Here is a 13,051-nt window from a genome sequence, read left to right as displayed (position 1 = left end):
CCTCCCGTAATCGAAACCATTTCTCTCTATATTTGTTAATCACTAAACAATTCTCCCTTAAATGCACGTTGCATAAGGGAGTTGAAGTTATTCTCTAATTCATTTAATTGTTGTAAGCATTTATTTTTCTCTGCTAGAACTTTATAAAAGATGTTGCTAAACTCCTTTTGCTTATTTATTGCGGGAACTGGTACTAATATTTCTTTAATTTGTTGAAAATCGAGATTATCAGCTGTAACTGATCTAACTCGGTTTAATAAAACTTTCTGGTAAAATTCAAAGAAATAAAGTAAATATTCAACAGTTATCTTATTTTTATCCACTACAAAAGCCTTCATATCTTGATTTACTGTCACTTCTCTAGTATTTATCGCTATAGGAAGCTTTTTCTTTAGAATCCCACTTCTGATAACCATCAAAAGTGAATTAGGTGGGATTAACTTAGCTGAACTATTTGCTATTGCATCCTCATTAATATGATCAATACTATCATTTATAACAATATCCTTCATATCCTTTGGGGTTACCCAAGGTATATTTCCTATATAGTATTCAGGATTACTTTTTGATGGTGTACCCCCTCCAAAAATGTGAACACATAATTCATGAAGTGGTTCTGTTTTAAACTCTAAAGAATTTTGCACTGGATCTCCAAACATCTCCAAAAACACACTTTGCGTTAACTGATCTAACGCTTCAATTTGGGCTTTTCGTTTGTCGATAAGTTCTTGGGTTTTATCTAGAGTAGAAACAAATTTTAATTGAGCTTCCTTTGAAGGTAAGTCTATACTCAAATTTTTTAAATAATCATCCAATTTCAAGTTAATTATCCCAGTCGTTTTATTCTGATATTTTAGTACAGCTTTAGTCCTGTACCTATAAAATAAGTAATAAAAAAGGTACTTGTTTACAATCTTATTACTATCTGGTCTTAGAATACTAGTAAAGTTATTACATAAATAAATATCGTTTTTAATATCAAAATAAACAACTCTTCCAACTGGTTGTTCAGGGGAACCTCCAGATTTTTCTATAATGATATCACCATAATTTAATTTTTTTTCAATTACTTTCTGTATTTCAATATTCCTAAATGCTATTTCTTTATTAAGATCTAATCTCCCATCATTTAAAAAATTTATAGTTCTAATAACTTTTACATCATCAGAGCCAGTTGGTTCCTGTCCCCATTCTCCACTAACAACATTTTCAAGCAGATCAATTACTTTAAATCTACTCACTTAACATTTCCCCCAACTCTTTTATCCCTTGTACAATTTCTTCTTCTAATTTCTTTACTTTTTCAATTATGACTTTAGGTTCTTCATACTTCACTTCCTCGTATACTATTTCTTTATATCTATTAATAGAGAGGTCATATTTATTTTCTCGTATTTCATCAATCGGCACAAAAAACGACTGTTCCGTGCGTTTCCGCTCTTTTTCCGCTTCAAGATTATTGAATCTCTCAATAATATCCGGAATGTCGTTTTTTTCAATCGGGTTGCGTTTATCGTCTAACGAATAGCCATCGGCTTTCATGTCGTAAAACCATACTTGATCCGTGCCGCCAGCACCTGTCTTCGTGAAAATCATAATCGCCGTCGAAACGCCCGCATATGGTTTAAATACGCCGCTTGGCATCGAAATAATCGCTTCTAATTTATGATTTTCCACGATTTCTTTGCGAATATCTTTATGCGCTTTCGAGCTTCCAAATAACACTCCGTCCGGCACGATGCACGCACAACGTCCGCCCGTTTTTAAAATGCGCAAGAATAAGGCCAAGAATAAAAGCTCGGTTTTCTTTGTCTTGGAAATCTTTAATAAATCACTTGAAACCGCATCATAATCTAACGAACCTTTAAAAGGCGGATTGGCAAGAACAAGCGTATATTTGTCTTTATCTTTGTTTTGCTCAGATAATGAATCACGATATTCGATATTCGGATTTTCAATACCGTGAAGCATCATGTTCATCGCACCGATGCGCAGCATCGTACGATCCATATCAAAGCCGTGAAACATATGGTTATTAAAATGTTCTTTTAAACTTTGGACTAAAAATAAGTCACTTCGCTTATCTCGCAGATATTCACCTGCCGCTACTAGGAAGCCCGCAGAACCAGCCGCCGGGTCAACAATAATATCTTCCGGTGTTGGTTTTACTAACTCTACTATCATTTTGATAATATGACGCGGTGTACGGAATTGACCGTTCGTTCCCGCTGTCGCAATTTTTGACAACAAATATTCGTATAAATCTCCTTGTGTATCGCGATCTTTCATCGGGATATTGTCGATACCATCCACAATTTTTGAAAGCATTTGCGGTGTAGGAATCATAAAAATCGCATCGTTCATGTATTTGGCGTACGCAGAATCTTTATTACCATGCAGATTTTTAATAAACGAGAATACTTCTTTTGATACGATTTCGTACATTTGCGTAGCTTCTAAGTTTTTAAACTTGCTCCAACGCAAGTGTTGTTTATCTTCAGGAAAGATTGGTTCAAAATCAATACCTAACAGACCGGCTTCCTGTTCATTTTTTGCTTCCACTTCGTCAAGCCCTTTAATAAATAAAAGATATGTAAACTGCTCAATGACCGTCAGCGGATTTGTGATCCCGCCTGTCCAAAATGTTTCCCATATTTTATCGACTTTGTTCTTTAATTCTCCTGTAATCATGCAACTACCCCCTTGCTATTTCCAGCAAACAAAAAGAGGCCTCAACATTCATCCTGTGTAAAAATAAATGTACAACCAACGATTTTTACGCAAAGGAGAATGTTGCATGCCTCGTACGTATAGGTTAGCATATCAACAAAAAATCAGCAATGTATTACACAATCTTCCTCCATATAATACACCGCAACTTCTTATTCTTTTTTTCATAATACAATACAAAGTTTCTTTAATTATTGACTGCGCCAAAAAAGCAATCCAATTGTGCCCGTTAGCTCAGTAAAAATTTTACGTTACAAACAACAATCTTTGTGAAAAGAGCCTTTAGCATTTATTAATAACTATCCATTCAATAGCCATCTTTCCCTTATCACTATAAAAAAGAGATGCAGATTAGGTAAATACGGAGGCAAAAAATAAGTAGAGTTGCTGGCGATGCTCTTTCAAAAAGGGGCATCTCCAAACTGAACTGTCCCTTTAAATTTGATATTTAATTGGCACTTTCTTCTTCAAGCGTAACTTCATTTTTTTATGGTCTTTCCATCCAAAATAATATTTACGAGATGGATCTTCCTTACATACAACATATACTTGGTAAGGGAACTCTCCACCTTTAAAATAATTATATACTACACCTATATCTTGAAAATCACTATATTTATATCTATTTTCTTACAATTCCATTGATACAGCAGTTAATAACTGTTCTCTTTCCTCCAATTGTCCAACAATAACAGTTTTTTGATAAAATAAATAGGCTAAAAATCCTAAAATGATAACAAATAAAGCTAAAAATAGCCATTTTACAATTTTTTCTTTTTCATCTATTTTCCCCTTCTTAGATCTTATTATCATAAAAATTGCATCTGCTTACATAAAAAGATATACCTTATGTTACTTTTTTCAAAAAAGGGGGGTATAACAGAAAATCAAAGTTTTTTAACAGAGAGGAGGGGGCCTTCTTATACGCCTTTTTTGCGACTAAATCCTTCTTTTGTTTTAACATGATGCATCCGAAGCACAAGGCCAGTTGCGGCAGAACATATTTTTAAAATAAAGGACTCAATTAGGAAGAACTTTTTAAAGTTAAGCAAATTCGCACAACAATTTTGGTCTACCCCCAAAATTTGTCCCAATTTATAATAAATAATTTGAAAGCACCTTTATATAAAACTCAACTGTCGCTCCGCCTTTTTCGTTGTTGTATGCCCAAATCTCTCCATCATAATTGTTTACAATTTTTTTAGAAATATAAAGACCTAAACCAACATGATTTTTATATTGATCATCTTGATAAAAAGCCTTGAACAAAACGGATGTATCTTTTTGCTTAAATCCGATTCCCGTGTCCATGCATTTAAAATAAATTTTATTACTATGTCCATCAGCTTCATCATGGACCTCAAGTTTAATTTCTCCACTTGTTGTAAATCTTAGGCTATTATATAAAATATTATCTAAGACCCTCATTAACATTGCTTCGTCAAGAAAATAAAATTGTTTGCTTAAATTGACATCAAAATTAATTTTTACGGATTTTTTATTATAGGCCATTGTTGATATCTCTTGCTTTTTCTCTTCAAGCATTTTGTTTAAATCAATTCTTTTAATATTCAACAAGAAGTCTGCTTTTTCTACTTTATATAGTAACGACAAATTGTCTGTAAGCATGCTCATTTTATTGCAATTCTTGCGGATAATATCTAAATGGGGAGTAATATCAAAATTATCAAGGTTTTTCAGATCAGCAATTAAATCCATTTGTCCTTGGATTACGGTTAAAGGAGTTCTTATATCGTGGGCAATCGATGACACCATTATTTTACGTTCATCATCAATCTTTGATAAACTTTCAATCATATCTTTAAGGGCGCTAATCATTGTATTAAAAGAATCTTGTATCCTTATAAACTCTTGCCTTTTAAGTCCATGGACCTTAAAGTCAAAATCACCGTTCGAAATTTTATCTGCGGCCTGAAGCAATACTTTAATATTATTAAACAACGATTTATACAGCTTAGATGTAAATAAAATTAAATAAATAATAAAAAATATTAACGGAGAAATCAGCAGCACAATATAAATGAATACCACTCCGAGGCGATCCTTATTATTAATTATGAACCCGAAAGGAGCTTTCAGCACATACACCGCTTGAATAGAGTTATCATGTTTAATAGGTATAAATTTGTAAACATAACTTCCTTTTACAATCTCATGATTTATAACTTCACCGATATCTATTTTGTCCCCAGCAACTCCCTTATCGCCATACATATGATTACCGTTGATGTCCAAAACTTCCCCCTGAATTTTCTCGCTATAGGACTTTATATCAATTAATCGCCCCATTAAAATGGATGCTGAGTTTTCTTCAATCTTTTCTTCAATTAAATCCAGATATTTAACAAAATAATCCGTCGGTTTGATCGTATTATTATTTGTAAACATAAATATGAATAATAATAAACATAAATAAGTAATAAGTGAGGATATAATGGTTGACAAGAAGACCTTAACAACTAATAAATAAAAATCCCTTTTTATTGTTTTATCCTTTTTCATATGTAACATCCCATTTATAGCCTAATCCATATAATGTTTTAATATAGGAAGTTTCTTTATCTAAAGATCTTATTTTCTTCCTGATATTTTTAATGCTCTCTGTAACCGTTTCTAACTGACTTTCCGAATCCAATCCCCATACACGTTCAAATATTCTTTCTTTAGAGAAAACCATATTTTTATTCAACATTAACAATTTAATGATTTCATACTCTTTTTTTGTTAACTGTAATTTAACACCTTTACAAAAGACTTCGTTAGCTAAAAGATCTATCGTAATATTTTTAGAACTTAGAAGATGCCTATCATTCGATCTGATCCGCTCTTCTCGTCTTAAATGGGAATCTATTCTTGCCTTTAACTCCTTTAAACTAAAGGGTTTAGTCATGTAATCGTCTCCGCCTATAGAAAGGGCTTGAACCTTATCTTCCTCCAGCGTTTTTGCGCTAACAAATATGATAGGACAATCCACTCTGTCACGGATAATGCCACACAATTCCATACCGTCAATGCCTTCCATCATAATGTCCAAAATAATCAAATCAAAATTATTATTGATGATTTGTAATGCCTCGGTGCCGCTATGTACAATTTCAACAATGTAATTATAAAGTTCCAAATATTGTTTTATCGTGAGACAAATATCTTCATTATCATCAACGACTAAAATTTTCTTTTTATTCATTCTTCCATATCCCACCTTACAGATCATTGGAATTAGAACACATTTTTTAACGTGTTCAATATCTATGCAGATAGGGTACCCTCTTAACGTAATCAGAGAATACCCTGCCTTTTTCTTAGTCTGATTAAACAATAACAGTACTGTATGATTTAATTTTAAACTTCAGATAATAGAAATGCACAGTCCCAAGGCGTTTTTTTACCGTTTTGTATAGCTAATATCGTCAATAAAATTCCTGCTGTTCCATCTATTAATCCAACGTAATCATAATAAACCCTGTTTTCTTCGCTCCCCTCAATATTTTTAAAACCAAAAGGAAATTCATCATTATAAAATTCCATTATATCATTCGCTAATTTGAGGGCTGTTTCTCTAAAATAGCTTAAATTCGTTTCTTCATAAAATCTATTGCAGATATACGCAACACCTGATAAACCATGACAAAACGAAGGAGAATAAATATCGTAAAGTCGTTTGCTTGCTATTTCCATTCCACTGACGGCGCAGTCAATATATGATTGATTATTTAGCGTTTTTCCCGCTATAAGTAATGAATAAGCAACACCGGGAGTTCCGTAGCACCATGCATCTCTTGTATTTTTGTTTAGGATAGATCCTTTTTTGTATTCTTCCAGAGAAACGTGTGTGCCCCAATAAGCCTCATTTTCTTCCTTAATACGAAATTTGATAAGAAAGTCGGCTATTTTTTTTATACATTCATCTTGTCCATCTACATAAATATTAAGTTTTTTTGCATTGCATAAAACGATTAATAAAGCAGGTATGCCATGAGACAAACCAATGTTAAAGAAACCGCCGGGCCAATTTCTTTTATCCCTTTCCGAAAAATAATTTTCAGGAGGAATATACCATCCCGGAGCTTTTATATCTTCAATCTGTTTGTCTTGGCATAAGTCTACAATATATTTTAAGATTAAAGATATACTTTTTTCCATTTCTTGCGGGAATAACATACAGTAACTTGCTATACCCGCGACTCCAGAAATTGCATCATAATCATCCATATTCGGATACTGTTTCTGTTTTAAATAATCTATGATCGATTCTATTCTTTCATCTATTATCTGGTTAATATTAGAGATAAAGTTTTGATATCTTTTCCCTTCTTTAGATAAGCATACTGCAGCCAGACCGATACCGGCCAATCCGCTAAACATGGATAAAGAGGAGAAACCATTTTGATTTATTTGTTCACCAATCCTTTTCATATATTGATGCCCTAATACATCCCAATCTTCATCGGGATATTGCTCGCTCAATTCACCGTATAGCGCGCATAAAGCCGGTAAACCATGGCTTAAACTCAATTCATTAAATGGATTTATACTCCTATTTCCTATTTTAATATAATTATTTGGATGATTAACAATACACTTCATATTCTCATAATCCGATAATTTTTTTGCGATATTACAAACTAGCTCTTTCACTGAGACGTTCATATTCCACCTCGTTTTGCAAAGTTTCTAATTCATACATTCTTCTGTATAAATCATTATTATTTAAAAGTTCATGATGAGTACCTATCCCGATTATTTCACCATCGTTCATTACCACAATTTTATCAGCAAGCTTTGCCGTAGATAGTCGATGTGATATAAATATACCGATTCTATCTTTTGTCATATTGATAAACATATCAATGACTTCTTTTTCTGAAATGGGATCCAGCGCTGAGCTTGGTTCATCTAATATATATACAGACGCATCCCTAAAGAACGCTCTGGCAATAGCCACCTTTTGCCACTGTCCTCCCGAAAGCTGCACGCCGTCTACAAACCATAAACCCATCTGAGTATTCAAATCCTCGATAAAATCTACCTGCGCTCTTTCCATGGCTTGTTTTATTTCCTTATCATTATCAATTCGTGTGATATCGCCGAACCCCACATTTTCCCTTAATTTCAATTCATACTTGACAAAATCTTGGAATAACACCGCGATGCATTTTCTTAATTGTGCTGTATCCAAATCATTTATAGATACATCGTTATAATAAATACTGTCTTCGTCATGATCGTATAGTTTCAATAAAAGTTTTATAAGAGTACTTTTCCCCGAACCATTAGCACCGACGATTGCTATTCTTTCACCTTTATTGATCTCAAGGTTAATATTTTTTAATACAACTTTAGGATTGGTTGGATAACTAAACGTTAAATTTTTTATCTTTATATTTTCGATTTTGTCTATTCCTAATGCTAATCTATCATCTTTATTCAATACTTCCTCTTCTAAATCCAAAAATTCGAATAGCTGATTAATATATAAATTATTTTTATACAAAGAATGAATAGTATTTAGTATCTTTCTGGAATTATTTGAAATTAAGTTTAACGCCTGAATAAGCCCAACGACATTACCAACAAGTATTTCACCTGCCAACGCTGAGATGATGATAATAACCAATACTGTATTTATACATATTTGTTCTACGACCTCAAATATAAATGTAAAAACTGTTCTTCTTTTAAAAAGCTTAATATCCTGTTTAACAAACTTTTTATTAATTTCTTTAAATTGTTTTAATATATATCCAGCAAGGTTATATAATTTTACTTCCTTGAAAGTGTTATCTCTTGTCATTAAGTAGGATAAATACCATGATTTTCTTTTTTCCGGAGCACGCAGCCAACTGACATTAAACTCTCTTTGACCGATTTTAAAAAAATAAAAAGAAAAAATTACCGGTATTATGATTAATATAATCAATACCCAAGGTTTCCAATTTATTAGGATCATTACTGATGAGAAAAGTGTTACAATAGCAGATATTGTACTTAATATTGACAAAAACACTTCAAATGGTTTGTACGGTGTTTCATTTTGAACTCTTTGCAACTTGTCATAAACTTCAGCATCCTCAAAATGTCTTAAGGGCAGTTTTGTACACTTGTCCATTACTTTTAAATTAAGTTTGTAATTGAGTAAAGTTTGAAATTTATTTTGGTAATATTCCGTAAAACTGCTGATAATCTCACTGAATAAGTTGGCAAAAATATAAAAAATTAATGCGGATACGATAATGCGAATATTTTGGAACCCGATTGCATTAAGTAAATTTTGCGAACCGAATAATGTAATAATAGGCGCGATCCCCATTAATAAACTCAGGAAAATAATGATAAAAAAACTTTTGCTGTCTACTTTCTTTATGAGAACAAGCGTCTTGGGAACCATCTTTATTGAATTAATTATATCTTTTACGGTAACGTGATCATCATACTCTTTTATATTCATAGTATTTTCAATCCTCACATGCTAGAATTAAACCTTATTCCAGCCATAAAGGCTTTTTCGCTTTCAGAAGTGTAACCTGAGTTAACAGGAGATAACTTGCCGAACTTTTGCCGCTGGATTTCGTTTTTAAAAAAGCTTTAACATGTGAAACCTTCATTTGTGCAAACTCCAAGAGCTTGCACAAATGAAGGGTCAAACCTGCATTTTTAATTTTTCCGCAATCTTTATTTTTCCAATACCACTTCATTTAGTTTAATGTATTTTAATGCGTATAAAGTATGCGCAACCAATGTTCGGATTTTCTTTTCAAATTCCCGATCGATCCCGAATAACCTGTTACAGTGTAAATGAATCACGCTGTCTAAGATGGATAATTCCGATGAAGCTTCCAGACCTTCCTTGAGCTTGCTTGCATACTCTTTTATGCTTCTGTTTCTCTGATTCAAAATATTTAATAATAACATCCCCTCTTCACTTTCTCTTAACCACTTCCAATTATTGTCGGTATTACATACTTTCATATAAAAAGAGCGATTGCGTTTGAAATCTTCCCGATAGTCCTGTTTATTTATTTGCTGTTGTAAGAAATCCAATTGACTTTCATAATCTAAACCGAACTGTTCCATATAATGAATAATAGAAATCATTCCGATAACTTCATCGCTAAAATTAATATTTTTTAAACGTTTTAGTCTTAACATGTCTTCTACTACTATGCTATCAAAACAAAATAAGGTTTCTGCAAAATTTATCAATTCAGTTCCGCCATAACGTTCAATTTCTTTTTCATAAGAATCAATGGAAAAACGATTTAGCAACCCTTTTTCGATTAAAGTTCGGAGCCATTGTTTGATGTCGGGATACATGCTTAACAATTTCTCTTCACTTGCATTGAACCTTAATCTTATATGTTGTTCCGGGTCGGCATATCGCATAAAAAAGTATTTTTCAATTTCGCCTTTAGCCAACTTATCGCGACAGTATTCCGAAATATGAAAGGCAATTAAATCATCCGCGCTGGAATTGACTCCATACAATTTTAGATAAATCCAATCTTCAAAAGGTAATTTTACTCTTATATTTGATAAACTGGAGATATTATTTGATTTTTTGGGTTTTGAATACATATCGTTATTTTTTTGTTTAACTTTAACTAACGGAATAACCAATTCACAAATATATTCTTCCTCAGCATGATCTTTAACAAGATTATAACCAGCATCTTCATAAGAACTTAATATGATATTTCCAAATCTGTTATTAAATTGGTGATGAAGAATTCTCAAACAATTTTCGTCCTCAGTATTTAAAAGAACCCGATTATCTGCAAAAGTTAAATAAACATATTTCGGTACATTATAATCTAAACAAAACTTCTCGAAAAATTCTTTAAATTCCGCAAAATCTATTTTGTTCTTTGTATTGATAATCTTATTTATCACCCATTTTTTCGGTGATATAATGAAATTCTTATATTCAATTTTGGGGATGTAAGGATAGTCAGAAAAGATCATATCCCAAGGAAAATTATACCAAATCTTTTTGCCGTCTAAACTTACATCATACAGGAATCGAATAGCATTAGGGGCTGTTCGCGTATTCAGCATATTATTCATAGTAATAATTAATTTTTTATCTAGCGATTTGCTTTTTGCATAAAAAATATCATTTTCTATACCGATCAGAATATCATTTAAACTTAACCTATGAGATTCATCTCTGCTGCTGTTTGTAAATAAAGCGAGTTCATATTCACTGTTGTGAATATTTCTGGTTACATTTGCATTTCTTGTTTCATTTGGCAAATAAACGATTTCACAAGTTACATAATCATCAAAATCATTATTCAGTTCCAGAATTTCCTCGTTTAATGTCTCGAATAGTTTCTGCTCGCCTTCCATCATATAAGAAAATCTTCCAAAACTTTTCCCTGCATGTGTAGATCCTAAATTAGGACCAAGATAATATTTAAAATTATTGTTATCAAAATCTTCCTTAGAATCACATTTCATTATTACGTTTATGTCTAATGAGTCAGGGATACTGTTGTAATCATAATCATCCAACCCTAATTCTTTTATCTCTTCATCAATTATCGTTATACTTTTATTATCTTTAACCGCCTGTACATATTTATTAAAAAAATATTCTTTTAATTTCTCATCGGTCAAATGATTTATAACTCCAACTTCTAGTTTTGAGTTTTTGGGATTTTCATAATCCAAAGGAGCACCTATACCAAAATCATTATCAAGCATTTCCAGTAAAGGTACCTCTCTGTCCACACCATATTTTTCGATAAATTCTTGCTTATATCTTGAAAACGGAGAATCTGTTTGTTGATAGGTCATCGAAAAAGGCAAAAGTATACGCATCAATTGATTTAAATCTTTTATAACTTGTTTGTTAAGCTTCTTTTCTTTTAAATTTAATTTCGTATCAACTTGCAATACATATTTTGTCTTTGCCAATTTAGCCATTTTCCTGTGCAAATCTTTATATATTTTTTCACCTTCACCTAAAGGCGTCATGGTATATCTGTGAATGTAATCTTGAATATCAATTAACTCATTGACCAATTCTTCTATATTACTTTTTTTCAATTCCTTTATAAGATAATCAAGTTGATCCATCACAGTTAATGGCGGTTGAAGGTTAGAAATTAAAAACTCATTTTCTATTAATTGTTTTAAAAAATTATCAATTCTATCTTCAGCTGTATTTTGAAATTTTTTCATTAATTCTTTTTTTAATTTTTGGTAAGGTATCAAATTAACGGCCAATTTATACGTGATTTCAAAAGGCGAGGTTACTCTGACACTAATTTCATTGACTTTTTTGTCGCTGTCTTTTAAAGTCGAATGTAATAAAAATGCGCGTTCTCCTTTAAAAAATATACTGTCGTTAATCTTAAACCATAATTTATCATATTGTTCTTTTTCTAAATTCTTCACGATCTTCATTAACCATTCTAAATCCGGTCTGGCAAATTTCTTAAAATTATTTGCGCCATATTTTATAGAGGTATTTTCTTCTGTATATTCACCAAAATCTATTCCTGCAAACAGACCGAATGGCGTAGGTCTCGTACTCATTCTTATTAGATACTTATAAATTGCTTTAAGAAAATAATCATACTTTTTTATTTCCTTTCCGTTACAAAAATCAATCAATTTATTATATAAACTTTTACTTGCGACTAATATACTTTCTCTGAATACAGGATTATTACAAATCTCCAATAGATGATCTTTAATTTCTTTATCGGTAAGTTTCTTATCAAAAAATTTCAAGTAATTATTCACTGATAGTACCGGCGTTCTAATCATAAACGTATCGATGTCTTTGAATATAAGATCTTTCATAAAACACAGCCTCCCAATCAATACTTCACGATCTCCCTTAAGTTGTATACATTTGCATATGGAGTACCTTCTTCTGATAATAAAACAACGTACTCCAAGAAAAATTATTCGATTTTTGCGATTTGCTTCTAATTTCCAGATCCCTTTGCGAGACATGGTTACAGCATAATGCTTGTTTCAAGAAAAATCGTGTATTCATCCTTAATTCTTTGGCGATTTTAAGGGTACTCGCTTAACTGTCCCGCTTGACATGAAGAACAAACACGATGAATTAATTGCAAAGGAACAAACCACAGGACTTTCAAGGCAAACACAAGCTTAAAAACGGATAAATTTGTACTAATTAATGCATAATTTTAATGGCTAAACATATGTATATAATAAATAATACTTTTTCACTTAACATAAAGGAAAATATGATCTACGGTTATTTTGATTTTGATTGAAAAAAAGATAGCAAAAAATTTATAAATTTTTTGCTATCTTT

8 protein-coding genes are annotated in these 13,051 nt (G+C 31.8%); all 8 read right to left on the bottom strand.

Annotation, left to right across the window (positions count from 1 at the left end; genetic code table 11):
• Window positions 1–35 precede the first annotated feature (35 nt).
• Complete coding sequence (locus tag K3F53_RS02840) at window positions 36–1,241, bottom strand: restriction endonuclease subunit S (protein WP_220559316.1); 1,206 nt, start codon at window positions 1,239–1,241, stop codon at window positions 36–38.
• The gene (locus tag K3F53_RS02835) at window positions 1,234–2,691 is read right to left on the bottom strand and encodes a type I restriction-modification system subunit M (protein WP_220559315.1); all 1,458 of its coding nucleotides are present in this window, start codon (window positions 2,689–2,691) and stop codon (window positions 1,234–1,236) included. The genes K3F53_RS02840 and K3F53_RS02835 overlap by 8 nt, the downstream gene beginning before the upstream one ends.
• Window positions 2,692–3,360: 669 nt before the next feature.
• A complete protein-coding gene (locus tag K3F53_RS02830) occupies window positions 3,361–3,543 on the bottom strand; it encodes a hypothetical protein (RefSeq protein ID WP_057899906.1) in 183 nt (60 codons plus the stop codon).
• 282 nt (window positions 3,544–3,825) lie between these two features.
• The gene (locus tag K3F53_RS02825) at window positions 3,826–5,253 is read right to left on the bottom strand and encodes a sensor histidine kinase (protein WP_220559314.1); all 1,428 of its coding nucleotides are present in this window, start codon (window positions 5,251–5,253) and stop codon (window positions 3,826–3,828) included.
• Window positions 5,240–5,938 carry a response regulator transcription factor gene (locus K3F53_RS02820; RefSeq protein ID WP_220559313.1) on the bottom strand — a complete coding sequence of 233 codons (699 nt, stop codon included), beginning with the start codon at window positions 5,936–5,938 and terminating at the stop codon, window positions 5,240–5,242. The genes K3F53_RS02825 and K3F53_RS02820 overlap by 14 nt, the downstream gene beginning before the upstream one ends.
• Window positions 5,939–6,093: 155 nt before the next feature.
• Window positions 6,094–7,401, bottom strand: a complete 1,308-nt coding sequence (locus tag K3F53_RS02815; protein WP_220559312.1) for a lanthionine synthetase C family protein — start codon at window positions 7,399–7,401, stop codon at window positions 6,094–6,096.
• On the bottom strand, window positions 7,370–9,199 hold the full coding sequence (locus K3F53_RS02810; protein WP_057899910.1) for an ABC transporter ATP-binding protein: 1,830 nt from the start codon (window positions 9,197–9,199) through the stop codon (window positions 7,370–7,372). Before K3F53_RS02810 ends, K3F53_RS02815 begins: the two co-directional genes overlap by 32 nt.
• 224 nt (window positions 9,200–9,423) lie before the next feature.
• Window positions 9,424–12,564, bottom strand: a complete 3,141-nt coding sequence (locus tag K3F53_RS02805) for a lantibiotic dehydratase (RefSeq protein WP_220559311.1) — start codon at window positions 12,562–12,564, stop codon at window positions 9,424–9,426.
• Between the last annotated feature and the right edge of the window lie 487 nt (window positions 12,565–13,051).

It is taken from the genome of Aneurinibacillus thermoaerophilus (assembly GCF_019603355.1).
GTDB lineage: Bacteria > Bacillota > Bacilli > Aneurinibacillales > Aneurinibacillaceae > Aneurinibacillus > Aneurinibacillus thermoaerophilus.
The sequence above is the reverse complement of the archived record's forward strand: the minus strand, read 5'-3'. Positions and strand labels throughout refer to the sequence as shown.

Excerpts from the sequence above, each read along its gene's own strand:
- K3F53_RS02805 (WP_220559311.1), bottom strand. The coding sequence starts at position 12,564 with ATGAAAGATCTTATATTCAAAGACATCGATACGTTTATGATTAGAACG.
- K3F53_RS02830 (WP_057899906.1), bottom strand. The coding sequence starts at position 3,543 with ATGATAATAAGATCTAAGAAGGGGAAAATAGATGAAAAAGAAAAAATT.
- K3F53_RS02820 (WP_220559313.1), bottom strand. The coding sequence starts at position 5,938 with ATGAATAAAAAGAAAATTTTAGTCGTTGATGATAATGAAGATATTTGT.
- K3F53_RS02810 (WP_057899910.1), bottom strand. The coding sequence starts at position 9,199 with ATGAATATAAAAGAGTATGATGATCACGTTACCGTAAAAGATATAATT.
- K3F53_RS02825 (WP_220559314.1), bottom strand. The coding sequence starts at position 5,253 with ATGAAAAAGGATAAAACAATAAAAAGGGATTTTTATTTATTAGTTGTT.
- K3F53_RS02815 (WP_220559312.1), bottom strand. The coding sequence starts at position 7,401 with ATGAACGTCTCAGTGAAAGAGCTAGTTTGTAATATCGCAAAAAAATTA.
- K3F53_RS02835 (WP_220559315.1), bottom strand. The coding sequence starts at position 2,691 with ATGATTACAGGAGAATTAAAGAACAAAGTCGATAAAATATGGGAAACA.